The following is a 23,268-nucleotide window of genomic DNA, read 5'->3' as shown; positions in this document are numbered from 1 at the left end:
AATGGGGCAAAACGCTTTACTCGACGCATTGATAAATTCGCCAGTGAAAAACAGGAATGCGCTGATGCCATTTTTGGACAATGGGTTTCAATATCGTGGAGATATTGGCCTTCCATCGCCACGCCAGTTTGCTGACGCAATTTCTGCAACAGGTGTACCGGTTGTATCCGACTTGGCAAGCGGAGCGCTCGCGGTCACTGATGCAATAAATGAAAAGTACGGAAGCGCTGCCCTGAATGCACTGGGCGCGTTGCCGTTTGTCATGGCTATCGATCCAGCAGGGAAAAAGCGCCTGATCAGCGATCTTATTCAGGGGCAGGGTAGCGGAACCTACAAGCTTGGCGATGTGACGGCTGGTCAGTTTGATCGATTGTCAAGAGAGTTCGGCAGAACACCGGCTGGAAACGATGTGATGATGAACAACAAGGCGCTGAATCACCTGCTTGATGGTCGAATCGGGGCTGACAATTTCAGCCCTGAAGAAGTTGGGAAATTTGCAGAACAAGCCATGATGAAACGATCAGCTGTTGATCTGGATCGTGCAAAGGGAGCGCAAAACCCTTCGTTGCTGAATCGTGGCTTGATGGACAGCGAGAGCGGCAAGCGTTACGACGCAAGGATGCCACTTGGCCTGGATGGCGCCGGGAATATCAACGTCCTGTCGGTTGTTCCTGATGGGCTGCGCAAAAGAAAAGGCCCATCGAAATGATGGGCCGTTTAGCCGTCTTGGCAGGGGTGGCGCCTATTTCCACCTCTTGGTCTCTTCCGCATTCGCGTTGTTGCCGCTGCACAACCAAGAAAGCATTTCCGCTCGCATTTGAGCGACAACCACATGATAGGACATAAGCCGCCTATCGGCAAATGACCTGTCCTGATATCGAACCGCCTCCGGGCGGTTTTTTTACGCCTACCGATGGGCTTTCATCGGGTTTGACCTTGGAGATTAATCCATGCCAGAAGAATCAGAACTGCAACAGGCCGCAGTTGAAACTACGCCTGAACAAGCCGTGCAGCAACCGGAAACGGCACCGGAACAGCAACCCGACGTGGATACCACGGGGCAGGCCAAGCCGAACGATGATGAAGAGCATCGCGTTCCCAAGGGCGTGCAAAAACGTATCGACCGACTGACACGCGAGAAGTATCAGCTGCAAGCTCGTCTGGAAGTGCTGGAGCGTTCGCAACAAGCGCCGCAACAGCAACAACAGGCCCAGCAGGCGCAGCCGAGCCAAGCCCCAAAACTGGATCAATTCAACAGCGTTGAGGAATACCTTGACGCCCTGGCCGATCACAAGGCGTCGCAGAAATTCGACCACCTGGCGAAGGAACGCGAAGCCAAGGAAAGCCAGACACGCCAGCAACAGGAAGCGGCAAAGCTGTACGAGAGCTACACCAAGCAAACCGAGCAGGCCCGCCAAGCTTACGAAGATTTTGACGATGTCGTGCAAGACCCTGACCTTCCAATTTCTCAGGCCATGGCAGAGGCCATCATGCGCAGCAACAACGGCGCAGACGTGGCGTATTACCTGGGCAAGAACCCTGACCAAGCCGCTCGCATTGCAAGCCTCGATCCGTTCTCCGCAGCCGTCGAAATTGGGCGCATTGCGGCAACTGTTGTAAGACCGCAGCCCCGTAAGACCAGTAGTGCCCCGCCGCCAATTCAACCGGTTGGCGCTCGTGCGACTCCGGTTACTGATCCGGACAAGATGAGCACCGACGATTGGTTGAAGTGGCGCAACGGTCAGCTCTCCAAAAAACGCTGACCGACACCGTAATCAAACCACCGAACCCGCCCCTGGCGGGTTTTTGCATTTCTGGAGATTGAAAAATGCCGAATACCATCCTCACCCCGTCCATGGTCACCCGCGAAGCACTGCGCGTCCTGCACCAGAAGCTGAATTTTGTCGGCAACGTCGTTCGCGACTATGACGATTCTTTTGCGAAGAAGGGCGCCAAGATTGGTGACACCATCAAGGTCCGCTTGCCGAACCAGTACCAGGTTCGTACTGGCGCCGCGCTGTCGCCACAGGACACCACCGAATCCAGCGTGTCGTTGCAGATCAGCACCCAGAAGGGCGTCGACCTGAACTTCACCTCGTCGGAACTGACCCTTTCCTTGGATGACTTCAGCGATCGTATCCTGCAACCGGCCATGTCGGTCCTTGCTGCGACGATTGAAGCCGATGCGCTGTCCATGGCGCTTGATGTCTATCAGGTGGTCAACAATATCGGTTCGGCGATCACCTTGAAAAACGTTCTGACCGGTCGCAAGGCGCTGCAGGATGCGCTGACTCCAGCAGACGGAAACCGTACTTGCCTGCTGAATACCCAGGACAACGTTGATCTGATCGACGCTCTGAAAGGTCTTTTCCAGGACTCGACCGCGATCAGCAAGCAGTACAAGGAAGGCATCATGGGCCGCACGGCTGGGTTCGACTTTTACGAGAACACGCTGCTCGCCAATCAAGCGACCGGCACCGCAGCCAGCGCCACGACCTACACGGTCAACGGCGCTTCTCAGGTCGGCTCTGGCGTTGTTGTGGCTACCGGTGCGACGACCTTCAAAAAGGGCGACGTCATCACCTTCGCGGGTTGTAACCGCGTGCATCCGGAAACCAAGGCCGATACTGGCGTTTTGCAGCAATTTGTGGTTACTGCCGACTATGCGGGCGGCGCCGGTACCATTGCCGTATCTCCGGCCATTGTTACCTCTGGCGGGGCACAGAACGTGTCGGCTTCGCCGACCAACGGCGGAGCAGTGACTAAGGTTGGCGGCGCGTCTGCAATCTACAAGCCGTCGATGGTTTTCCATAAAGAAGCCTTTGCCTTCGCCACGGCTGACCTGTTGATGCCGCAAGGCGTCCATTTCGCGGCCCGTGAAGTGATGGACGGCGTGTCCATGCGGATTGTCCAGCAGTACGACATCAACAACGACAAGTTTCCTTGCCGTCTCGATGTGCTGTACGGCTACAAGACGCTGCGCGCTCAGCTGGCTGCCCGCATCCTGTCCAACTAAGCACTGACCGTGCTGCAAGCCCCCGTCTTCGGATGGGGGCTTTTCATTTCTGGAGAACAAAATGGAATTCGTTGAATACCCGAAACAACTCTACCGCAGCGGCTGGGAAGACCTGGCCGATTCCGTCGTGGTCAACGACGCCGCAGAAGAAGAAGCGGCTCGCGCCGAAGGCTTCAAGATGTTGGGCGAGGAAGACGAAAGCAATGCCGATCTGTCGCTCGACGGTCCGGCAAAGCCGATCATCGACGCGATCAATTCCGGAAAATTCAGCAAAGACGAGCTGAATGACTTGGTGGAAAAAGAAGCGGCCGGAAAGAACCGCAAGGGCGTCATGGATGCCATTGCTGCCAAGGCGGCGGAGTAATCGGCCATGGCAACCGCGCAGACGCTTATCACCCGTGCGCTGCGCCTGCTGTCGGTAATTGGGTCCGGTGTCACGCCGGATTCCAATGCACTGGCGGACGGCCTGACGGCGCTGAATGCCATGCTCGAAGGCTGGCGTAACCAGCCGTGGGCGTCATGGTCAATTGATGAAGTGACGGGAAGCATCGTCGCCAACCAGCAAAGCTACACACTCGGGCCGTCCGGAAACATCAACACGACGCGACCAATCAACATCGAGAATGCTCGCTTCCAGTTGATTGGTGTCGATTACCCGCTACAGATCATCGATCAGGCGCAGTGGGCTTCCATTCGCGTCAAGACGCTGAAAAGCAACATACCGCACTACCTCTACCCGACTGGCGACTATCCGCTGGTGACGCTGAACTTGTGGCCAATCCCGACCCAGGCTGCAACGCTGATCCTCGGTGTGGTTCATCCGCTGGCCGGATTTGCGGCGCTCGGCGATACCGTTTCGCTACCGCCTGGCTACGAGCAGGCCATCGCCTACAACCTGGCTATCTGCCTTGCTCCGGAATTCGGGGTTTCGGCATCCGGTGAAGTGGTGCAAATCGCCAAAAAGTCACTTGCCGAGATCAAGCGCATGAACAGCCAGCCGATTACGGCCGATCTCGGAGTAACGACAGGCCGTCGCTACAACATCTACTCGGATTTCTGACATGAGATTCCCCATCGCCTCAAGCATCGAATCGCGGGACGGTTCTCTCTCCAAAGACGCCAAGCTGGTCAATTGCTTCGTTGATGTCGAAGGCGAGACTTCGTTCGTGGTGAAGCGCCCAGGCCTTCGCAAGTCCGTTGCATCGGCAGCCGGGGCAGGGCTGGGCATGGTGTCGTGGGAGGGAAATATATACCACGCCACGGGGTTGACGTTCTACCAGACCAGTTACGCGAGTATTCCGAGTGGTAGCTCTAGCGGACCTACTGTTTCAGCCGATCAAGTTGGCGTTGGGAGTCCTTTTTCGAGCTTGGGGATCAATGCGTTGGCCTATGGCGGCGGGTTTTTGTGGTACGTCATCGCTGACGGATCAGGGTACTCGGAAACGCACAGATCATCCGATCAAGGAAACACATGGACCAGAGTGAATTGTTTTTCCGGCGCACCGACCCAGCCCGGGCGTGTCATATACTTTTCCGGAGCTTTGTATTGCATCACTGGAGACGGGGAGGTATTTAGAACCACAAACAACGGCAGTAGCTGGGCTAATCTCGGGACTCACGCTGAGGTCAATGGGTCAGGAAAAATAGTCACAAACGGCACGAAGTTGGTGTACTTGAAGCTCAATGGAAGCGGTGCTTCTTTTGGCGCTTACACATCTACGGATGGCGTGTCTTGGACATACGTCGGGGCGGTAAACACAACGGTGGGGGCTTTCCCGTTCCTATCTGATTTTGTGTTCCACTCCGGAAAGTATTACGTCATTGACCTGTACGAGAAAGTCGTGAGCGAATCGTCTGATTTAATTACGTGGACGCATCACACGATATCTTCGAACTCCGTGTTGAAATACCCCATATTGTTGTCATCTGATGGTGTTCTTGTCTCTTGCAACACACAAATAGCTCCTACAGAATTCCGCGCCATAGACACAGATTCATGGTCCCTATCGTCTGTGTTGGATACCTACACAGCCGGACCTTTTTGGTCAGTATCGTTGGCGTACACAACATATGACGGACTCGGGTCGTTCATAGCCGGGGCTACAAACGGCGGAGACAACGATTCTTTCGTTAAAGTGACGGCATCTCCAGGCTCTAGTTTCGCCACTCCGCCCTATTCCTACGCATTCACCACAGCCACACCAGGCCTCCCGCTTTCGTGGGTAGGAACTTCGCCCGGGGCCTACACAAAAAAGATGTTCATCAAGAACACAGAAAAAGCATGGACGCTGACGCTAGGCACGCCCGGCACGCTAACGCAAGTCACCGATGCTGATTATCCTGCTGCAACGGTCCCCGGAGCGGTCTATCTCGACGGCTATTTCTTCGTGATGGACAAGGACGGCACGGTCTACAACTGCGACCTGGAGAACCCGGATAGCTGGAATGCCCTGAACTACATCACCGCCGAGGCGGAATGGGACAAGGGAGTTGCCATCGCAAAGCACCAGAATTACGTTGTAGCACTGAAGGACTGGACGTGCGAACTGTTCTACGACGCCGCAAATGCGACCGGTTCTCCGTTGTCGAAGGTGTCGAATGCGACGATTCAAATCGGCTGCGCTCAAGGTTATTCGGCGGCTCAGTTCCACGGCGGACTGATCTTCATGTCAAAAACGCGGGAGCGCGGACGTAGTGTTCATTTCTTCCCCTCGAACAGTATCGAGCCGCAGGAAATTGCTTCTCCGGCTATTCAGCGCATTTTGAATGCTGCCGACCTGACGACAGTTCGCGCTTGGGGCGGAAAGCTTGATGGCCGCATCCTCTACGTGCTCAACCTGGTGACTGCCGATATATCGCTGGTCTATGACTTCACGTCGCAGACCTGGGCGCAATGGACTAGCGACAACGCGGGCACTGAGGGCTATTTCAAGTACGGGTTCTATGCCACGGACGGCAACCGGGATTACCTGCTCCACGAAACGAGCGGTGAGGTTTTCACCTTCACGCCGGATGTCTATCAGGACAACGGAGCAGACATCAAAGTATTGATCAGGTCCGGACGATTCGATGCTGGAAACATGGATCGAAAAACCATGTCTGTGCTGACTGTCGTTGGCGATCAGGCATCGACCAGTCTCAACGTTCAGTATTCAGATGACGATTATCAAACCTTCTCCGCTGCGCGATCGGTGTCGATGAACGACAGTCCGGCCCGCTTGCTGCGCCTGGGGATGTTCCGCCGTCGTTCCTTCGACATTCGGCACGTCGATAACACACCTCTGCGCCTGATGGCTATCGATGCAGAGGTTAAGCAAGCGAGGTAATGAGATGAACGATTTTGGATGGGGAACGCCGAAAAGCGGCACCGTCGCAGATGGCAAGACTTGGTATGGAAACATGATGCCAAATCAGGGATCGGTCTGGAACGGATCGGGCTGGACAAGCCCAAACATGATGAACTTCAATGATCTGTACCAGAAGGCCAATCCATGGGCAACTCAAGCGCCTGTATATCAGAACAAGCTTGCGCAACTGCTTGAAACTCCGGGAGCGATGACAAGTAATCCGGCCTATCAGCATGCGTTCGATCAGGGCATGGAGGCCATCAACCGAACGGCGGCGGCTCGCGGTCAGTTGGGCAGCGGAAACCGACTGATGGAACTGACAAAATTTGGACAAGGCCAAGCGTCACAAAATTTCTTCAATTTGGCAAACCTCTATTCAAAGCTGGCCGGCGCGGACAACCAGAATGCGGCCGGCGCGGTAGGCGCAGCAGCAAGCGCTATCAACGGGCAGACCAATGCATTGAATGGTGTTCCTGTTACTCGCGTAAGTAGCGGCATGGATACCAGCAGGCTTTATATGCCGCAACTGTACTGATCGGAGGGAGCCATGAACTACCTACGCAACAACATGACCGGCGCAACTTACAACTTCGATTCTGCCCCGCTGGCGCAGAACGTTATGGCACTCGATTATTCATCCCCGATCGAGGTGTATGGTCAGAAGGGATACCGCATCAAGGGCGACCCGGCCGGCGTGATGTTGGCCGATGGTCGGAAAGTGACGCTGGAGCAGAATCCTGGTCTTGCTGATGCACGCCAGATGCAAGCGCTCAACATGGATAGAGCAAGACTGAACAACCAGCTTCTTGAATCTCAGATTCGCGCGGCAAGTCAGCGCGAAACGCCAACGCTGCAGCATGTCGAAACGCCGAACGGGCCGATGTCTTTCAATCCGAAGACCGGGCAATACGCGCCCATCGGAATGCCAGGAGGCGCTCCTATCCAGAGCAAGGAGCAGGCGCAGCGCGGCCAGGACGCTACGGCGGTAATGGAGCTGACCGACGAGGCAGCGCCGTTGTTGGAGAAAGCGCCGGGCAGTTATGCCGGCGCTGCGCTGAACCAGCTTGGCCGGGTGTTCGGCATGAATACCGAAGCGACGAATGCACAGGCGCAGATGGATGTTATCTCCGGTACTCTGGTTGCCAAGATGCCGAAGATGACAGGGCCGCAGTCAGACAAGGACGTTTTGCTTTATCGGCAGATGGCCGGTAACTTGAACGATCCGACCGTTCCGACATCGGCCAAGCAGGCAGCAATGAAGACCTTGCGAATGCTGAATGAAAAGTACGTCAATCAGCAAGTCGGCGGAATGCAACCATCGGGGGCTGCTGGCGATGCAATCCGTCAAGCGCGGCAAGCCATCTCGTCAGGCGCGCCGAAGGATGCTGTTATTCGCCGCCTCCAGCAACTTGGCATCACTGATCATGGGATTCAATAATCATGGGCATGTTTGATGATCTGGTTCCGGCCAGCGCAGGACCGGCGAAGCGTGGCGGAGGTCTGTTTGCCGACCTGATCGCGCCGAAATACGACCCGACTGAAGGAATGAGCACATCCGAAAAGTTCTTGGCCGGTGTTGGCAAGGCGATGACGGATGCCGGGCGAGGTGTTGGTCAAATGGTCGGTTTGGTCAGCCAGGACGAAATCAACGAAGCGAAGGCGCTGGACAAACCGCTGATGAACACAACGGCGGGCACGGTCGGAAATGTGGTTGGCAACATCGCAACCCTTGCGCCAACCATGCTTGTACCCGGTGCGAATACGGTTGGCGGCGCGGCGCTGATCAACGGGCTTGCCGGTGGCGTTCTTACGCCGGGAAGCGTCGAGGATCGGGCGCAGGCTGCCGGGTTTGGTGCGCTGGGGGGGGCGGCTGGCGTTGGTGCCGCCAAGCTGATCGCAGGAACAGGGAAAGCCGTATCTGCTGCGGCGGCTCCTTTCTCAGAGGATGGCCGTAAAAAGATCATTGGCGAAGTCATGCGGCGTGCTGCTGGAGACAATGCCGACTCTGTAGCCGCTCGGATGAGTAATGCGCAGGAAATCATCCCTGGATCGCTGCCAACGGCGGCAGAGGTGGCCGAATCTGGCGGCATTGCGGCGCTGCAACGCGCTATGTCTGCCGCGAACCCTGAGGCCTATGCCCATAGAGGCATGAGCAACAACGCGGCAAGGGTCGAGGCGCTGCGCGGCATTGCGAAAGACGAGCAGGCCATGCAGCAGGCTATAGCGGCGCGTCGCGCGGCGTCTGATCCTCTCTATGCTGCCGCTGATAATGCGGTTGTTACGTCTGACGCTGCATTGCGCGACATCATGTCAAGGCTTCCTAATGGAACGCTTGAACAGGCGCAGAACATCGCCAGGATGACAGGAAAACCAATTCAATTCGGTAAGGACGTTCCGGAAAGCATGGCCTATGTTGGAGGCAGGGCGGAATCTGTTCCGGGCGCTCATGGCCATGCGAAAACGGTTCAATTGCCAGGATTGCTTGATGCTAACGGATCGCCAATTACGCGGGTTGTTCCGGAACAAAAAGTTCAATACACCGGGCGCGGATTAGACCTCATAAAAAAAGCAATTGACGATGTGGTGAATGTCAATCCGACTGCGCCGATTGCCAAGAATGCACGCGGTCAGGCGGTAGGCGTCAAGAATGACTTGGTGTCGTGGGCAGATGCCAACATTCCCGAATATGCGGCTGCTCGTCAGGCGTGGGCTGAAGGGTCTGTTCCAATCACGCAAATGCAGGTTGGTCAGGCGCTGCTGAACAAGATCGAGCCGGCGCTTGTTCAATATCATCCTTCTGGCGTCCAGTTTCGGCAGGCTGGCGGCGCGTATGCAAACGCCTTGAATGATGTTCGTGGAAATCTGGTCAAGAACGCAACGGGCGGCATGAAGCGCAATCTTGAGGACGTGATGACGCCGGAACAAATGCAGACGCTGAATGGGATTGCTGCCGACCTGTCGCGCTCTGCTGCGGCTTCCGATATGGGGCGCGGCGTCGGGTCCAATACGTTCCAGAACTTCGCCATGGATAACCTGGCGTCACAAGTTGGCATGCCGTCTGCTGTGTCTGCCATCGCGAATCTGGTGCCTGGGCTGGGCAAGGTGTCTGCCGTTGGCAAGGCGCTAGGCAACACGCTTTACAAGAGCAAAGACGAGTTGATGAAAGCCGAAATGGCAGACCTGCTTTTGAACCCGAAAGCAGCGGCCGAGGTGATGAACAATGCGGCGCTCAAGGCGAAGTACATCCAGGCGCTTGTCGACAAGTTCGGGCCTGACGGTGTGCAACGAGCGATTGACCTTGGGCTAGCCTCTCCTGGTCTGCTCGGTGCGTCGTTTGCTCTGCCCAATCGGGGTCAGTAGCAGGTTTTTAAGCCATCCGGCTTTCATGTGCCGCTCTAGCCAAAACTCGATTACAAGAGCAAAGGCTAGAACGGCCAAAAGGAAAAATGGCTTGAGGAATGCGGCAAGGAACATCGTCATCAACTCAGTATAGGACAAAATCATGGCAAATCTCGGGCCTCCGGCCATCACCGGAAACACGCTATTTGATCGCTGGTGTCAGTTGCTGCATAAAACAGTGACCGCGCTTCCAGTCAACAATGTCGATCTGTCCGGCCTGCAGAACTTCGCAAACGACGCAGCGGCAGCTACTGGTGGAGTGAAGATTGGCGGGATGTATCGTAACGGAAGCGTTTTGATGGTACGGGTGTCATGATGCCAGCGACCGTTACCAATCTGGCCGAGTGGAAAGCGGCGCACCCGCCGATTCTGATGCTGTGGAACGCGCAATGCCGATTTGCAGCGGAGTGGAATGTTGCCCTGTTCAAGCTGGCGCTATCCTTCGCTCCGTTACAAATTGGCGTCCGAATTGGCGGTCGCTATCCTAAGTAACTGATTATTTTTGTATCAATTCGATCTTGTAGCCGTCCGGGTCTTCGACGAAGGCGATGACGGTGCTGCCGTGCTTCATCGGCCCCGCTTCGCGCACAACCTTGCCGCCGCGCGCCTTGATCTCGGCGCAGGCGCCTGCGGCATCGGGAACGGCGAGGGCGATGTGGCCGTAGCCGTTGCCCAGATCGTAACCCTGGGTGTCCCAGTTGTGCGTCAGTTCGAGGACGGCTTCCTTGTCTTCGCTGCCGTAGCCGACGAAAGCCAGCGTGAAACGGCCTTCCGGGTAGTCCTGGCGGCGCAGCAACTGCATGCCGAGGATTTCGGTATAGAAGGCGATGGACTGGTCGAGATTGCCGACGCGAATCATGGTGTGGAGGATGCGCATGCTGTTTCCTTTATAGATGGGGAATGGTCAGGGCCCGGTGGCGTAATTCGAGGCGCAGGGCGCGCCAGTCCGGGCAGAGTTGTTCGACGACAGACCAGAATCGCGGGCTGTGGTTCATTTCCTTGAGGTGGGCGAGTTCGTGGCAGACAACGTAATCGACGACCGGCAGCGGCATGTGGATCAGGCGCCAGTTGAGCGAAATGCCGCCGCGATGGCTGCAACTGCCCCAGCGGGTGCGGGCCGACGACAGGCGCAGCGGCGGCACCGGCACGCCCAGGCGACTGGCGTATATGGCGAGGCGCTCGGCAAAGCTCGTTCGCGCCTTGTCGCGCAGTGCCTGCTTCAGCAATTGCTCGGGCGAAAGCTGGGGGGCGGGGTGCAGGTAGATGGCATGGGGGCCGAATTGCCAACGAGCGCGGCCTATGGGCGTGAGGGCTATGCGCCACGGTTCGCCGAGAACGGGAATGCTGGCGCCGTCGACGATGTGCGGTGCGGCGGGCGGTGGGCGTTCGCGCCAGGCGGCGAGCTTGTCGAGCACCCACTGGCCATGTTCGCGGATCAGACTTTCGATATCGCCGAGCCGGGCGCGTGTCGGAGCGCCGATGCGCAGGCCGCGATGGTCGATGGACAGGCCGATGGTCCGCCGCGTGCTGCGCCGCAGGAGATAGGCGACCGTCTGGTCGCCGATGACAATGCTGCGGGCAGCCTCAGGCGCGGCTGGCGGCATCCGGGTAGCGGTGCGGCGAGAGGCGGCGCATTTCGCCCTCGATCCACTCTTCCGCCTTCTTGTTGACGTCGATTTCGCTCATGCCGGTGGCGTCGAAAGCCGGGCCGATGCTGATGGTGACGGTGCCCGGCTTCTTCAGGAAGGCCTGGCGCGGCCACAGTTCGCCGGCGTCGTGGGCGATGGGGACGACCTTGCAGCCGACGTGGGTGGCGAGATAGGCGCCGCCCGGCTTGTAGCGCTTGGTCTGGCCCGGCGCGACACGGGTTCCTTCCGGGAAGAGGATGACGTAGAAGCCCTGTTTCAGGCGCTCGCGGCCCTGCATCACCACCTGATCGAGGGCATCCTTGCCGGCGCCGCGATCGATCGAGATCATCTTCATGGCGGCCAGGCCCCAGCCGATGAACGGCACTTTCAGCAATTCCTTCTTCAGCACGAAGACGCAGTAGGCGCCATCGGGAACGCAATCCTGCAGGGTCATCGTTTCCCAGGCCGACTGGTGCTTGGCGAGAATGACGCAGGGTTCGGCCGGCATGTTCTCGCGGCCGATGACCTTGGGGCGGATGCCGAGGATGTGTTCGACGCCAAACTGAGTGCCCAGGCGCCACAGCTTGCCGAAGCGATACGCCCAGATGCCGCGCAGCACCGGTCCGGCGATGACCACCAGCGGCGCGGTCAGCACCGACCAGACGATGGCGTAGGCCATGAACAGGGTTGAGCGGATGGCGTTCATTTCTTGGCCTTGGCGAGAATATGATCGACGGCCGCGGCGAGGTCGGGAAATTCCAGCGTGCCTTCCGGCAGCCCGCCTTCGGCCTTGGTCTTTTCGCCCTTGCCGGACATTACCAGCATGGGCTGGCAACCCAGCGCGACACAGGCTTGCAGGTCACGCAGCGAGTCGCCGATGGCCGGCACGTCGGTCAGGTCGATATTGAGCGTTTCCGAAATGCGCTTGAACATGCCCGGCTTCGGCTTGCGGCAGTCGCACTTGGAGTCCGCCGCATGCGGGCAGTAGAAGATGGCATCGATCTGCCCGCCCTCGGCGACCACCGCCTTGTGCATTTTCTTGTGGATGCTGTTCAGGGTGTCCATGTCGAACAGGCCACGCCCGACGCCGGACTGGTTGGTCGCGACAACCACGCGGTAACCGTTCTGCTTCAGCCTGGCGATGGCCTCCAGGCTGCCCGGGATGGGCTTCCACTCTTCCGGGCTCTTGATGAACTGGGCGGAATCGAAATTGATCACGCCGTCGCGGTCGAGAATGACGAGCTTGTTGGGCATGGCGACCTCCCTGTTTCAGGCGGAGAGTTTCGACAGGTCGGCGATCTGGTTCATCGCCGCATGCAGCTTGGCGAGCAGGCCGAGGCGGTTGGCGCGCAGGGCCGGATCGTCGGCGTTGACCATGACCCCGTCGAAGAAGGCATCGACCGGGGCGCGCAGGGCGGCCAGCGCCGTCAGCGACTCGGTGTAGTCGCCGGTGACGAAGGCGGCATCGGCGCGCGGCACGACATCGACCAGCGCGTCGTGCAGGGCGACTTCGGCGGCTTCCTTGAGCAGCGCGTTGTCCACCACGGCGTCAACGGTGCCTTCGACCTTCTTCAGGATGTTGCCGACGCGTTTGTTTGCCGCAGCCAAGGCGGTCGCCTCGGGCAGGGCAGAGAAGGCGCGCACGGCGGCCAGTCGCTTGACGATGTCGCCCAGACGCTGTGGACGTTGCGACACCACGGCGTCGACTTCCTGGGCGGTGTAACCTTGCTCGCGCAGGTTGCCGGCCAGGCGGTCGTAGATGAAATCGGCCAGGGCGTTGATATTGAGCTGGAAACCCTCGATCCCGTTGAAGCGGGCGAAGGTGGCATCCAGCAACTGATACAGCGGCAGGTCGAGATCGCCCTCGGCCAGCATGCGGATCACGCCCAGCGCATGGCGGCGCAGCGCGAACGGGTCCTTGTCGCCGGTCGGGATCTGGCCGATGCCGAACATGCCGACCAGGGTTTCCAGCTTGTCGGCCAGCGCGACGACGGTGCCGACGCGGCCGCGTGGCAGGCTGTCGCCGGCGAAGCGCGGCTTGTAGTGGTCCTCGATGGCATCGGCGACGTCGGCGGCGAGGCCGTCGTGCTGGGCGTAGTAGCGGCCCATGATGCCTTGCAGTTCGGGGAACTCGCCGACCATGTCGGTCAGCAGGTCGGCCTTGGCCAGCACGGCGGCCTGTTCGGCCTGCTGCGTCAGCGCGCTGCCGCCGAGGTGATCGGCGATGGCGCGGGCGATGGCGGCAACGCGCTGCACGCGCTCGCCCTGGGTGCCCAGCTTGTTGTGGTACACGACCTTGGACAGGCCGATGACGCGGCTTTCCAGCGACTTCTTGCGGTCCTGGTCGAAGAAGAACTTGGCGTCGGCCAGGCGCGGGCGCACGACGCGTTCGTTGCCGCCGATGACGGCGGATGCGTCGTCCGGGCTGATGTTGCTGACGACGAGGAACTTGTTGGTCAGCTTGCCGGTGGCGTCGAGCAGCGGGAAGTACTTCTGGTTGGCCTTCATCGTGAGGATCAGGCATTCCTGCGGCACGGCGAGGAATTCTTCCTCGAACTGGCCGACCAGCACGTTCGGGCGTTCGACCAGGGCGGTGACTTCGTCGAGCAGGGCGTCGTCTTCGATCGGCCGCAGTGGAGCGGAGCCATTTTCGCCGGCCTTGGCGGCAGCGGCTTCGAGCTGGCGCACGATCTCGGCGCGGCGCTCGGCGAAGGAGGCGATGACCGAACCATCCTTGAGCAGGGTGGCGGCATAGCTGTCGGCGTCGGCGATGACGACCGGATCGACGGCGGCTTCAAAGCGGTGGCCCTTGGTGGCGCGGCCGGAGTTCATGCCGAGCACCGCAACCGGCACCACATCGCTACCGTGCAGTGCAACAAGTGCATGCGCGGGGCGCACGAAATTGACGGTGCTCCAGCCATCGGCCAACTGGTAGGTCATGACCTTGGGGATGGGCAGCGCGGCAAGCGCAGCTTCGACGGCCTTCTGCAGGCCTTCGGCCAGCGTGGCACCCTTGGCCAGGCTGTCGTAGAACAGGATGTCGGCCTTGCCGTCATTCTCGCGGCGCAGGCCGGCGACGGCGGAGGCATCAGCGCCCAGCGCGGCGAGTTTCTTGAGCAGGGCCGGGGTGGCGTTGCCGCTGGCGTCGAGGCCGACGGCAACCGGCATCAGCTTTTGGACGACCGGCTTGTCGGCGGCGACTGCCGAAACACCGGTGATGTGGGCGGCCAGGCGGCGCGGCGAGGCGTAAGCAGTTACGACGGCGTTGTCGCCGGCCAGGCCGTCCTTCTTCAGCGAGGCGGAGAGCGCAGCGGAAAAGGCTTCGCCCAGCTTCTTCAGCGCCTTGGGCGGCAGTTCTTCAACGAAGAGTTCGACGAGGAGATTCTTGGCGGTCATGATCAGGCTGCTTTCTTGGCGTTCTGTTCTTCGAGCTTGGCCAGCACTTCGGCGGCCCATTCCTTCGGCGCCATCGGGAAGTCGAGGCGGGCGCGGGAGTCGAGATAGGCTTGCGCCACGGCGCGGGCCAGGTTGCGGATGCGGCCGATGTAGGCGGCGCGCTCGGTCACCGAGATGGCGCCGCGGGCGTCGAGCAGGTTGAAGGTGTGGGCGGCCTTGAGTACCTGTTCGTAGGCGGGCAGCGCGAGCTGGGCACCCATCAGGTGCTGGGCCTGCTTTTCATGCGCGCCGAAGGCGTGGAACAGGAAGTCGACGTCTGAATGCTCGAAGTTGTAGGTCGATTGCTCGACTTCGTTCTGATGGTAGACGTCGCCGTAGGTCAGGCCGTCGGTCCATACGAGGTCATAGACATTCTCGACGCCCTGCAGGTACATCGCCAGGCGTTCGATGCCGTAGGTGATTTCGCCGGTGATCGGCTTGCAGTCGATGCCGCCGACCTGCTGGAAGTAGGTGAACTGGGTGACTTCCATACCGTTCATCCACACTTCCCAGCCCAGGCCCCAGGCGCCCAGGGTTGGGTTTTCCCAGTCATCCTCGACGAAACGCACATCGTTCTTCTTCAGGTCGAAGCCGAGGGCTTCCAATGAGCCGAGGTAGAGCTCAAGGATGTTGTCCGGTGCCGGCTTGAGCACCACCTGATACTGGTAGTAGTGCTGCATGCGGTTCGGGTTCTCGCCGTAGCGGCCATCTTTCGGGCGGCGCGAGGGCTGCACGTAGGCGGCCTTCCAGGGTTCCGGGCCGATGGCGCGCAGGAAGGTGGCGGTGTGGCTAGTGCCGGCGCCGACTTCCATGTCGTACGGCTGGAGCAGGGCGCAGCCCTTGTCGCTCCAATATTGCTGGAGACGCAGGATGATTTCTTGAAAGCTCGGTTTCTTGCTGGTCGTCATCGGACGCACTCGATCTTGATTCGAAACCCCCGATTTTACTTGCTTTTCCTGGCGCTGTTCAGGGCTTCGACCAGGCTTGCGAAATGCGAGCGTCACTCAACGGTTTGCGCTGCTATGAATTTTGCGCGCTGGTTTTCTGTCGCACGGTGCCATCGCTGCGTGCCAATTTGGCTTGCCGACGGTGATCAATCTGCCGGGTATTCTGACGATGCTTGAAGACGGTGACGAGATCGAAGTGAATGGCTGGCGGGGAAGGGTAAGCCGGTTGTGGTGTTGTCGCGACGCAACATGCGATCTATTTGGCGATGGGCGTTTGGTTGACCTAGATCAACTAAATCAATAAACTGGCTTCGTGTTGCGGTGCAACATCGGCTGCGTGACGCCTGTCTTCTTTTCGTTGCGCTTTCGGGAAAACCTTCCTCTCCCCGCTTTTCGCCGATGTCGTGCCCCCCTGTAACCGTTCGCTGCGAGGTCGTTTTTCGCAGTGGCAACAGTCAAGGAGGTCGCATGAACGCTGCGACCCTTACTTCGCCTTCTCCGCAGCGCGTTTTCGCGCTGGTGCTGGAGGTTTTCCAAAAACTGCTGATGGCTGCCGGCATGATTTTCATCGTCGGTGTGATTGGCATCCAGAGTGGATTCATCGGGCCCGATGTGCCGTTGATCCAGAAATTGTGGCCGGCCGAAGCGCAAATCGACGAAGTCGAGGCGGTCGAGGCTGAAGAGGCAGCTGTCGAGGTGCTGGCCCCGCGTCTGCGCGGCGCGATGGACTATGTGACCCGCCGCTACAAGGTATCCACCGAGGCGGTACAGCCCATTTTCGAGACGGCGCAGAATATTGGTCGGGAACTGCATATCGACCCGCTGCTCATCATTGCCGTCATCGGCGTCGAGTCGGGATTCAACCCTTTCTCGCAGAGTGTGTTTGGCGCGCAGGGCTTGATGCAGGTGGTGCCGCGCTTCCATCAGGACAAATTGCCGGAGGAGAATGCCTCGTTCCTCGATCCGGTGACCAACGTCCAGGTCGGGGCCCGGGTGCTGAAGGAGTCCATTCGCCGACAGGGCGGTCTGGAAGAGGGCTTGCAGCAATTCGGCGGCGCCCTCGGCGACGCCGGCAGGCGTTATGCCGGCAAGGTTCTGGCCGAGCGCCAGCGTCTGGAGCAGGCCGCTCAGCGTTTACGCGCAGCCTGATTCCGCGCCGGTTGCGGGAACTCCCCCGGCCCAACGGGGTCGGAGCAGCATCCCAACGATATGTAGAAGCCATGGAGCAAGCCCGACTGTCCGTAGCCACCCTGGCAGGTGGCTGTTTTTGGTGCCTGGAGGCTGCTTTCGAGCAACTCGAGGGCGTCGTCTCGGTTTTTCCGGGCTACATGGGCGGGCATGATCCGCGCCCGAGCTATGAAGCGGTTTGCCGAGGCGATACCGGGCATGCCGAAGTGGTGCAGGTCCATTTCGATCCGGCTGTCATCGATTACGAAACGCTGCTGACGGCGTTTTTTACCATCCACGATCCGACGACGCTGAATCGCCAGGGACACGATGTCGGCACGCAGTACCGTTCGGCGATTTACTACCACGACGACGCGCAGCGGGCGAAGGCTGAGGCGATGATCGCCCGCCTGAACGGCGACGGTGTCTGGTCGGCGCCCATCGTGACCGAGGTGACGGCAGCGACGATTTTCTTCGAGGCCGAGGAATACCACCACCAGTATTTCCGCCGTAACCCGTACCAAGGCTATTGCATGGCCGTCGTAGGGCCGAAGGCAGCGAAGCTGCGCCAGGTTTTCGCCAACCGCCTCAAGACAGGCTGACTCGATGCCGCCGTCCGGCGGGTCTCTCGCGTCGGCCCGCAAACCATGCTGGTGCGAAAACTATTCGGAATGACTCGTTTTGGTGCGACGCAGCATTTCCCAGCTGGCGATCAGCGCAAGCGGTGAAAAGGCGCCAGCCGTGACGCCAAGGAAGATTTCGGTCAATCCGCCGTCCATGATATGTGCTCCTGCAGAGAGTTGATGCCCTCTTCTTTGCATGGACCATGCCAGGAATGGGGTTCAGCGTCTGCGAGTGAGTCCGGCCGACGCCAATAACGCGATCAGGATGATTGCCGGCCAATCGCCGAGCCGACCATAGGGCGTCATGCCGCCGTATGACTGCACGCTCCCGTTGAGCACGCCGGTCGTGAAAGGCGGCAGGGTGGCCTGAACCGTGCCGTCGGGCGTGACGATGGCAGTCATGCCGGTGTTGGTGGCGCGTAGCATCGGGCGGCCGGTTTCCAGCGCGCGCATGCGGGCGATCTGCAGGTGCTGCGGCTGGGCCAGCGAATCGCCGAACCAGGCGGTGTTCGACAGGTTGGCCAGGATGCCGGCCTCGGGCAGGGTGCGGATGATCTCGCTGCCGAAAACGTCTTCGTAACAGATGTTGGCCGCAATCTGCTGCCCGGCGACGGCCAGCGGCGCCTGCTTTTCCGGGCCGCGCGAGAACGACGAGGCCGGGATGTTGGCGTAGGCCATGAACCACGCGAAGCCAGGCGGAATGAATTCGCCGTAGGGCACCAGGTGGCTCTTGCTGTAGACCTGTAGCGGCGAGTTGCCGAGGCTGACGGCGCTGTTGTAGTAGGCGTTGCCGTCTCCCGTCAGCGTTCCGAAGATGATGTCGCCGTTCCGGCGGCTCGCCAACGCTTTCAGGGCGGCAAGATAGGCTTCGGGCAACTGGTCGAGGAAGACCGGGAAAGCCGTTTCCGGCAACAGGGTCAGTTGCGCCGGGTTGGCTTCGATCAGCTCGCGATAGAGGTTCAGCGTGCGGACAAAGGCCTCGGGCCGGAATTTCATTTCCTGCGGGATATTGCCCTGGATCAGTGCGACGCTGATCGGTTCGCCTTGTGGCATCGTCCATTCGATCTGGCGCAGGCCGAATCCGGCGAGGGTGAGCAAGGCCAGCGTTGGTAGGCCGATCCGCCAGCGCAGCAGTAGCGCCCCGCTTAGCGCAACCAACGCCGATAGTCCGAATACGCCGAGCAGCGGCGCGAAGCCGGCCAGCGGGCTGGGTGGCGTTTGCGAATAGCCGAGCGCCAGCCACGGAAACCCGGTGAACAGCCAGCTGCGGATCCAGTCGCCGGCGGCGAGCAGGGCGGCGAACAGTACGGCCTGACGCCAGAAGGCGTCCGGCTGCCAGCGCTTGAATATCCAGCCGGCCACCATCGGAAACAGGGCCATCACCGTGCAGAACAGGAAGGCGGCCGGCCCGGCCAGCCACCAGGGCATGCCGCCGAACACCGACAGGCTGACATAGACCCACGACACGCCGCACAGGAAGAAGCCGAGTCCGAACGAAAGTCCGGTCAGCAGTCCTTGCCGGGGCGTGGTGGCGCGCAGCAGCAAGGCGAAAAAGCCCGCCCAGACAGCCGGCGCCAGCCAGAACAGTTCGAAAGGGGCGAAGCACAACACGCCAAGGGCGCCCAGCAGGGCGGCCAGTGCAAGGCGTGCCGGCGACCGCTCAGGCAGTCTCGTCAGCACCGGTCTGCGGTTTGGGTGGGTCGACGAGCAGGGTGTACAGGCGGCGGCTGTCGGCGCGCAGTACCTGGAAGCGCATGCCGTCGATGTCGATGACCTCGTTGCGCTTGGGGACGCGACCGAGATGGCGCAGCACCAGGCCGCCGACGGTATCGAACTCGTCGTCGGAGAAGTTCGTCGAAAAGGCCTCGTTGAAGTCCTCGATCTCGGTACGCGCCTTGACGCGGTAGCGGCCGGTCGAGTCCTGGCGGATGTTGTCGTGCGCCTCGTCGAAGTCGTATTCGTCCTCGATGTCGCCGACGATCTGTTCCAGCACGTCTTCGATGGTGACCAGGCCGGCGACGCCGCCGTATTCGTTGACCACGATGGCCATGTGGTTGCGCGAGACGCGGAATTCGCGCAGCAGTACGTTCAGGCGCTTCGATTCCGGGATGAAGACAGCCGGGCGCAGCCAGTCGCGCAGGTCGAAATTCTCTTCGGTGTGGATGCGCAGCAGGTCTTTGGCGAGCAGGATGCCGAGCACGTTGTCGCGGTCGCCGTCGACGACCGGGAAGCGTGAGTGGGCGGCGTCGATGACGGTCTTGACGATCTCGTCCAGCGGATCGTCGACGTCGATGACGTCCATCTGGGCCCGGGGGATCATCACGTCGGTGACGCGGGTGTCGGAGGCGGCGAGCGCGCCCTCGATGATGGTCAGCGCATCGGCGTCCATCAGGTTGCGCTCGTAGGCCGAGTGCAGGATTTCAAGCAACTGCTCGCGATCTTCGGGTTCGCGCAGCAGCAGGGAAGTCAGTCGTTCGATGAAACTCGGTTTACTGTCAGAGTCCATAGTGTTTAGGCGGCACGCTCCCCGGCGTAGGGGTCGGGGTAACCCAGTGCAGCGAGAATCTCCCTTTCTTGATCTTCCATGTCCTGGGCCTCGTCATCGTCTTCGTGGTCCCAGCCTTGCAAATGCAGCATACCATGCACCGTCAGGTGCGCGTAGTGCGCATCCAGCGGCTTGCCTTGCTCCTGCGCCTCCCGGGCCACGACGCTCGGGCAGATGACCAGGTCGCCCTGTGTCACCGGCTCGACTTCGTAGGGGAAGGACAGCACGTTGGTGGCGTAGTCCTTGCCGCGATATTCGTTGTTGAGCGACTGCCCTTCGTCGGCGTCGACCAGGCGGATTGTCACTTCGCCGCCGCCCACCAATGCCGCGCGCGCCCAGCGCACGAAATCCGCCCGCAAGGGTAGCCCCTCGCGGTTACAGGCATATTGCACGGACAGGTTAAGTCGATTGCTGGCGTTTTTCATAGGCGTCGACGATGCGGGCGACCAGCGGGTGGCGCACCACATCTTCCTTCTTGAACTGGGTAAAGGCGATGCCGCGCACGTCGCGCAACACCTCGATGGCCTCCTTGAGGCCGCTCTTGTGGCCCTTGGGCAGGTCGATCTGCGTGATGTCGCCGGTCACCACGGCCTTGGCGCCGATGCCGATGCGGGTGAGGAACATCTTCATCTGTTCCGGCGTGGTGTTCTGCGCCTCATCAAGGATGATGAAGGCGTGGTTCAGCGTGCGGCCGCGCATGAAGGCGAGCGGGGCGATCTCGATGGCGCGCTTCTCGTACAGCTTGGCCACGCGGTCGGCGCCCATCAGGTCGTACAGCGCGTCGTACAGCGGGCGCAGGTAAGGGTCGATCTTCTGGGTCAGATCGCCGGGCAGGAAGCCGAGGCGCTCGCCGGCTTCGACGGCCGGGCGGGTCAGGATGATGCGCTCGACCAGATCGCGCTCGAAGGCATCCACCGCCGAGGCAACGGCCAAGTAGGTCTTGCCGGTGCCGGCCGGGCCGATGCCGAAGGTGATGTCGTGTTCCTGAATCTGCTTCAGGTACTCCACCTGGCGCGGCGTGCGGCCGTGCAGTTCGGTCTTGCGGGTAACCAGTTGCGGGCCATCCACCGGGCCCTCGGCGCTGCGCGAAATGCGGCGCACCGGGGCGTTCAGGAATTCGATCAGGCCGAGCTGGATTTCATCGACCGACAGCGGTTCGCGTGAAAGCGCATAGAAGTGGCGGATGGCGTCGGCCGTCAGCTGCGCCTTTTCACCGGTGATCGAAATACGCTCGTTGCGGCGGCGGATGAGCACGTCGAAGCCCGTCTCGATCTGCCGGATATTCTCGTCCAGTGGCCCGCACAGGTTGGCGAGCAAGGTGTTGTCGACCGGCGCGAGGGCGAACTCGAGCGGTCTTTGCTTCGGGGCCGGCTTAGCCTTCGCTGATGACAATTTCGCCTCGCAGGCTGTGCGGCAACGCTTCGGTAATGCGAACGTCGGCAAAGGTGTTGATTAGGCGCGGATTGCCGGCGAAATTGACGATGCGGTTGTTGTCCGTGCGGCCGGCCAATTCCTTGGCGTCCTTCTTCGATGTGCCTTCGATCAGGACACGCTGCACGCTGCCGACCATCGATTTGCTGACAGCTTGTGCCAGCTCGTCGATGCGCTTCTGCAGGCGCGACAGGCGGGCCGACTTGACCTCGGCTGGGGTGTTGTCCTCCAGCTCCAGCGCCGGCGTGCCGGGGCGCGGGCTGTAGATGAAGGAGAACGAGGCATCGAACTCTACGTCGTCGATCAGCTTCATGGTCTTCTCGAAATCCTCGTCGGTTTCGCCGGGGAAGCCTACGATGAAGTCGGTGGACATCGAAATGTCCGGCCGCGCCGCGCGCAGCTTGCGGATGATGGACTTGTACTCCAGCGTCGTGTAGCCGCGCTTCATGGCGGCCAGCACGCGGTCGGAGCCCGCCTGCACCGGCAGGTGCAGGTGCGACACCAGCTTCGGTACCTTGGCGTAGGTATCGATCAGGCGCTGCGACATTTCGCGCGGATGCGAGGTGGTGTAGCGGATGCGCTCGATGCCCGGCACCTCGGCGATGTACTCGATGAGCATCGCCAGGTCGGCCTTCTCCTCGGTGCCTTCCATGTCGCCGCGATAGGCATTGACGTTCTGGCCAAGCAGGGTCACTTCGCCAACGCCGTGCGCGGCCAGGTCGGCCACTTCGGTCAGCACGTCGGTGAACGGGCGGGAAACCTCGCCGCCACGGGTGTAGGGTACGATGCAGAAAGTGCAGAACTTGGAGCAGCCTTCCATGATCGACACGAAAGCGGTCGCGCCCTTCACCTCTGCCGGCGGCATGGCGTCGAACTTCTCGATCTCCGGGAACGATACATCCACGGCCGCCTTGCCCTTTTCCTTGCGCTCGGCGATCAGCTGCGGCAAGCGATGCAGCGTCTGCGGCCCGAAGACGATATCGACGTAAGGCGCGCGGGCGACGATGGCGTCGCCCTCCTGGCTGGCGACGCAGCCGCCGACGCCGATCACCAGGTTCGGGTTCTGCTGCTTCAGGTGCTTGACCCGGCCCAGATCGTGGAAAACCTTCTCCTGCGCCTTTTCGCGCACCGAGCAGGTGTTGAACAGGATGATGTCGGCTTCTTCGGGGTTATCGGTCTTGACGATACCTTCGGAAGCGTTGAGCACGTCGGCCATCTTGTCCGAGTCGTACTCGTTCATCTGGCACCCGAAAGTGCGGATGAAAAGCTTCTTGGTCATGGAAATGCTTTGAAAATCAGTGGGGGCCGCTTCGGCAAGCGGGCGGCGGAAAAGTTGCGCATTATAACGCGGTTGACCATCTGTCCGCCTCCCTACTATAATTCGCGCCCTCTTGGTGATGTAGCTCAGACGGTTAGAGCGATGGATTCATAACCCATAGGTCGGCAGTTCGATTCTGCCCATCACCACCAGTAATATCAAAGACTTAGCCCCGGATAACATCCGGGGCTTTTTCTTTTTCGTTTTCCGTGTACTCGTTGTGTACTCAAATTTGGGTAATGTCGATGCACGCAAATCAACACGTTCTGCCGTCTTTCCCTCGGGCCGGACAGGGATAGGCTGTCTAACAGTCCGGGAAGTTTCGAGATTGATAGAAAAAATCTCTTCTATTTTTGGTTCGCGTTTCTGCATCTGAACTCCATTCAGTTACACATATAAAATCTGAAGACTA

General features: G+C 60.1%; 24 protein-coding genes and 1 tRNA gene. 14 read left to right on the top strand and 11 right to left on the bottom strand.

Translation table 11 applies throughout. The annotated features are described in order from the left end of the window. The first annotated feature begins 1 nt into the window (after nucleotide 1). From AB6Q56_RS14440 to AB6Q56_RS14395, 10 genes are all read left to right on the top strand, one after another. Nucleotides 2–709 carry a hypothetical protein gene (locus AB6Q56_RS14440; RefSeq protein ID WP_434513781.1) on the top strand — a complete coding sequence of 236 codons (708 nt, stop codon included), beginning with the start codon at nucleotides 2–4 and terminating at the stop codon, nucleotides 707–709. 241 nt (nucleotides 710–950) lie between these two features. Continuing rightward, on the top strand, nucleotides 951–1,763 hold the full coding sequence (locus tag AB6Q56_RS14435; protein WP_434513780.1) for a hypothetical protein: 813 nt from the start codon (nucleotides 951–953) through the stop codon (nucleotides 1,761–1,763). Nucleotides 1,764–1,828: 65 nt separating this feature from the next. Next, entirely contained in the window at nucleotides 1,829–3,016 is a 1,188-nt protein-coding gene (locus AB6Q56_RS14430) for a P22 phage major capsid protein family protein (RefSeq protein ID WP_434513779.1), read from the top strand. Between the two features lie 61 nt (nucleotides 3,017–3,077). Next, complete coding sequence (locus tag AB6Q56_RS14425) at nucleotides 3,078–3,380, top strand: hypothetical protein (RefSeq protein ID WP_434513778.1); 303 nt, start codon at nucleotides 3,078–3,080, stop codon at nucleotides 3,378–3,380. 6 nt (nucleotides 3,381–3,386) lie between these two features. Further along, the gene (locus AB6Q56_RS14420; protein ID WP_434513777.1) at nucleotides 3,387–4,076 is read left to right on the top strand and encodes a hypothetical protein; all 690 of its coding nucleotides are present in this window, start codon (nucleotides 3,387–3,389) and stop codon (nucleotides 4,074–4,076) included. 1,195 nt (nucleotides 4,077–5,271) lie between these two features. After that, entirely contained in the window at nucleotides 5,272–6,342 is a 1,071-nt protein-coding gene (locus AB6Q56_RS14415; protein ID WP_434513776.1) for a hypothetical protein, read from the top strand. A 4-nt stretch (nucleotides 6,343–6,346) separates the two neighbouring features. Next, nucleotides 6,347–6,898: a hypothetical protein gene (locus tag AB6Q56_RS14410; protein WP_434513775.1), complete on the top strand. Its 552-nt coding sequence runs from the start codon at nucleotides 6,347–6,349 to the stop codon at nucleotides 6,896–6,898. A 12-nt stretch (nucleotides 6,899–6,910) separates the two neighbouring features. Then, a complete protein-coding gene (locus tag AB6Q56_RS14405) occupies nucleotides 6,911–7,801 on the top strand; it encodes a hypothetical protein (protein ID WP_434513774.1) in 891 nt (296 codons plus the stop codon). A gap of 2 nt (nucleotides 7,802–7,803) precedes the next feature. Beyond that, the gene (locus tag AB6Q56_RS14400; protein WP_434513773.1) at nucleotides 7,804–9,723 is read left to right on the top strand and encodes a hypothetical protein; all 1,920 of its coding nucleotides are present in this window, start codon (nucleotides 7,804–7,806) and stop codon (nucleotides 9,721–9,723) included. Between the two features lie 142 nt (nucleotides 9,724–9,865). Continuing rightward, on the top strand, nucleotides 9,866–10,078 hold the full coding sequence (locus AB6Q56_RS14395) for a hypothetical protein (protein WP_434513772.1): 213 nt from the start codon (nucleotides 9,866–9,868) through the stop codon (nucleotides 10,076–10,078). Nucleotides 10,079–10,258: 180 nt separating this feature from the next. Here AB6Q56_RS14395 and gloA read toward each other — a convergent pair whose 3' ends face one another. The 6 genes from gloA to glyQ are packed head-to-tail and all read right to left on the bottom strand — an operon-like array spanning nucleotide 10,259 to nucleotide 15,733. Continuing rightward, the gene (gloA, locus tag AB6Q56_RS14390; protein ID WP_434513771.1) at nucleotides 10,259–10,639 is read right to left on the bottom strand and encodes a lactoylglutathione lyase; all 381 of its coding nucleotides are present in this window, start codon (nucleotides 10,637–10,639) and stop codon (nucleotides 10,259–10,261) included. A gap of 10 nt (nucleotides 10,640–10,649) precedes the next feature. Next, nucleotides 10,650–11,366 carry a M48 family metallopeptidase gene (locus tag AB6Q56_RS14385; protein ID WP_434513770.1) on the bottom strand — a complete coding sequence of 239 codons (717 nt, stop codon included), beginning with the start codon at nucleotides 11,364–11,366 and terminating at the stop codon, nucleotides 10,650–10,652. Then, nucleotides 11,347–12,096, bottom strand: coding sequence for a lysophospholipid acyltransferase family protein (locus AB6Q56_RS14380; RefSeq protein ID WP_434513769.1), 750 nt, complete (start codon nucleotides 12,094–12,096; stop codon nucleotides 11,347–11,349). The genes AB6Q56_RS14385 and AB6Q56_RS14380 overlap by 20 nt, the downstream gene beginning before the upstream one ends. Further along, a complete protein-coding gene (gene gmhB, locus AB6Q56_RS14375) occupies nucleotides 12,093–12,644 on the bottom strand; it encodes a D-glycero-beta-D-manno-heptose 1,7-bisphosphate 7-phosphatase (RefSeq protein ID WP_434513768.1) in 552 nt (183 codons plus the stop codon). Before gmhB ends, AB6Q56_RS14380 begins: the two co-directional genes overlap by 4 nt. Before the next feature lie 15 nt (nucleotides 12,645–12,659). Beyond that, complete coding sequence (glyS, locus tag AB6Q56_RS14370; protein ID WP_434513767.1) at nucleotides 12,660–14,786, bottom strand: glycine--tRNA ligase subunit beta; 2,127 nt, start codon at nucleotides 14,784–14,786, stop codon at nucleotides 12,660–12,662. A gap of 2 nt (nucleotides 14,787–14,788) precedes the next feature. Next, on the bottom strand, nucleotides 14,789–15,733 hold the full coding sequence (gene glyQ, locus AB6Q56_RS14365) for a glycine--tRNA ligase subunit alpha (protein ID WP_434513766.1): 945 nt from the start codon (nucleotides 15,731–15,733) through the stop codon (nucleotides 14,789–14,791). Nucleotides 15,734–15,914: 181 nt separating this feature from the next. Between glyQ and AB6Q56_RS14360 the strand changes: the two genes are divergently transcribed. The 3 genes from AB6Q56_RS14360 to msrA all read left to right on the top strand — a co-directional run bounded on the left by AB6Q56_RS14360 (nucleotide 15,915) and on the right by msrA (nucleotide 17,541). Beyond that, entirely contained in the window at nucleotides 15,915–16,076 is a 162-nt protein-coding gene (locus tag AB6Q56_RS14360; RefSeq protein ID WP_434513765.1) for a hypothetical protein, read from the top strand. Between the two features lie 164 nt (nucleotides 16,077–16,240). Continuing rightward, complete coding sequence (locus AB6Q56_RS14355; RefSeq protein WP_434513764.1) at nucleotides 16,241–16,921, top strand: transglycosylase SLT domain-containing protein; 681 nt, start codon at nucleotides 16,241–16,243, stop codon at nucleotides 16,919–16,921. Nucleotides 16,922–16,992: 71 nt separating this feature from the next. Then, a complete protein-coding gene (gene msrA, locus AB6Q56_RS14350; protein WP_434513763.1) occupies nucleotides 16,993–17,541 on the top strand; it encodes a peptide-methionine (S)-S-oxide reductase MsrA in 549 nt (182 codons plus the stop codon). Between the two features lie 240 nt (nucleotides 17,542–17,781). Here the strand turns inward: msrA and lnt are convergent, their stop codons facing one another. Genes lnt through miaB form a run of 5 tightly spaced genes read right to left on the bottom strand, consistent with a single transcriptional unit; the run spans nucleotide 17,782 to nucleotide 22,817 of the window. Continuing rightward, on the bottom strand, nucleotides 17,782–19,242 hold the full coding sequence (lnt, locus tag AB6Q56_RS14345) for an apolipoprotein N-acyltransferase (protein ID WP_434513762.1): 1,461 nt from the start codon (nucleotides 19,240–19,242) through the stop codon (nucleotides 17,782–17,784). Next, on the bottom strand, nucleotides 19,223–20,068 hold the full coding sequence (locus tag AB6Q56_RS14340) for an HlyC/CorC family transporter (RefSeq protein ID WP_434513761.1): 846 nt from the start codon (nucleotides 20,066–20,068) through the stop codon (nucleotides 19,223–19,225). The genes lnt and AB6Q56_RS14340 overlap by 20 nt, the downstream gene beginning before the upstream one ends. Nucleotides 20,069–20,073: 5 nt before the next feature. Next, a complete protein-coding gene (ybeY, locus tag AB6Q56_RS14335; protein WP_434513760.1) occupies nucleotides 20,074–20,532 on the bottom strand; it encodes an rRNA maturation RNase YbeY in 459 nt (152 codons plus the stop codon). Further along, the gene (locus AB6Q56_RS14330; RefSeq protein ID WP_434513759.1) at nucleotides 20,507–21,499 is read right to left on the bottom strand and encodes a PhoH family protein; all 993 of its coding nucleotides are present in this window, start codon (nucleotides 21,497–21,499) and stop codon (nucleotides 20,507–20,509) included. The genes ybeY and AB6Q56_RS14330 overlap by 26 nt, the downstream gene beginning before the upstream one ends. Beyond that, nucleotides 21,480–22,817 (bottom strand): tRNA (N6-isopentenyl adenosine(37)-C2)-methylthiotransferase MiaB, encoded by a 1,338-nt coding sequence (gene miaB, locus AB6Q56_RS14325; protein WP_434513758.1) that lies wholly within the window; start codon nucleotides 22,815–22,817, stop codon nucleotides 21,480–21,482. Before miaB ends, AB6Q56_RS14330 begins: the two co-directional genes overlap by 20 nt. Before the next feature lie 114 nt (nucleotides 22,818–22,931). On the opposite strand from miaB, the gene AB6Q56_RS14320 reads away from it, so the two are divergent. After that, nucleotides 22,932–23,008 (top strand) — tRNA-Met (locus AB6Q56_RS14320). Nucleotides 23,009–23,268 lie beyond the last annotated feature (260 nt).

The sequence above is a fragment of the Dechloromonas sp. ARDL1 genome, from assembly GCF_051122455.1.
Taxonomy (GTDB): domain Bacteria; phylum Pseudomonadota; class Gammaproteobacteria; order Burkholderiales; family Rhodocyclaceae; genus Azonexus.
This window is presented reverse-complemented; position numbering and strand designations above follow the sequence as displayed.

Excerpts from the sequence above, each read along its gene's own strand:
- gmhB (WP_434513768.1), bottom strand. The coding sequence starts at position 12,644 with ATGCCCAACAAGCTCGTCATTCTCGACCGCGACGGCGTGATCAATTTC.
- msrA (WP_434513763.1), top strand. The coding sequence starts at position 16,993 with ATGGAGCAAGCCCGACTGTCCGTAGCCACCCTGGCAGGTGGCTGTTTT.
- AB6Q56_RS14435 (WP_434513780.1), top strand. The coding sequence starts at position 951 with ATGCCAGAAGAATCAGAACTGCAACAGGCCGCAGTTGAAACTACGCCT.
- AB6Q56_RS14430 (WP_434513779.1), top strand. The coding sequence starts at position 1,829 with ATGCCGAATACCATCCTCACCCCGTCCATGGTCACCCGCGAAGCACTG.
- AB6Q56_RS14420 (WP_434513777.1), top strand. The coding sequence starts at position 3,387 with ATGGCAACCGCGCAGACGCTTATCACCCGTGCGCTGCGCCTGCTGTCG.
- AB6Q56_RS14340 (WP_434513761.1), bottom strand. The coding sequence starts at position 20,068 with ATGGACTCTGACAGTAAACCGAGTTTCATCGAACGACTGACTTCCCTG.
- AB6Q56_RS14410 (WP_434513775.1), top strand. The coding sequence starts at position 6,347 with ATGAACGATTTTGGATGGGGAACGCCGAAAAGCGGCACCGTCGCAGAT.
- glyQ (WP_434513766.1), bottom strand. The coding sequence starts at position 15,733 with ATGACGACCAGCAAGAAACCGAGCTTTCAAGAAATCATCCTGCGTCTC.
- AB6Q56_RS14405 (WP_434513774.1), top strand. The coding sequence starts at position 6,911 with ATGAACTACCTACGCAACAACATGACCGGCGCAACTTACAACTTCGAT.
- AB6Q56_RS14355 (WP_434513764.1), top strand. The coding sequence starts at position 16,241 with ATGAACGCTGCGACCCTTACTTCGCCTTCTCCGCAGCGCGTTTTCGCG.
- AB6Q56_RS14440 (WP_434513781.1), top strand. The coding sequence starts at position 2 with ATGGGGCAAAACGCTTTACTCGACGCATTGATAAATTCGCCAGTGAAA.
- gloA (WP_434513771.1), bottom strand. The coding sequence starts at position 10,639 with ATGCGCATCCTCCACACCATGATTCGCGTCGGCAATCTCGACCAGTCC.
- AB6Q56_RS14380 (WP_434513769.1), bottom strand. The coding sequence starts at position 12,096 with ATGAACGCCATCCGCTCAACCCTGTTCATGGCCTACGCCATCGTCTGG.
- miaB (WP_434513758.1), bottom strand. The coding sequence starts at position 22,817 with ATGACCAAGAAGCTTTTCATCCGCACTTTCGGGTGCCAGATGAACGAG.
- AB6Q56_RS14400 (WP_434513773.1), top strand. The coding sequence starts at position 7,804 with ATGGGCATGTTTGATGATCTGGTTCCGGCCAGCGCAGGACCGGCGAAG.
- ybeY (WP_434513760.1), bottom strand. The coding sequence starts at position 20,532 with ATGAAAAACGCCAGCAATCGACTTAACCTGTCCGTGCAATATGCCTGT.
- glyS (WP_434513767.1), bottom strand. The coding sequence starts at position 14,786 with ATGACCGCCAAGAATCTCCTCGTCGAACTCTTCGTTGAAGAACTGCCG.
- AB6Q56_RS14395 (WP_434513772.1), top strand. The coding sequence starts at position 9,866 with ATGGCAAATCTCGGGCCTCCGGCCATCACCGGAAACACGCTATTTGAT.
- AB6Q56_RS14385 (WP_434513770.1), bottom strand. The coding sequence starts at position 11,366 with ATGCCGCCAGCCGCGCCTGAGGCTGCCCGCAGCATTGTCATCGGCGAC.
- AB6Q56_RS14415 (WP_434513776.1), top strand. The coding sequence starts at position 5,272 with ATGTTCATCAAGAACACAGAAAAAGCATGGACGCTGACGCTAGGCACG.
- AB6Q56_RS14425 (WP_434513778.1), top strand. The coding sequence starts at position 3,078 with ATGGAATTCGTTGAATACCCGAAACAACTCTACCGCAGCGGCTGGGAA.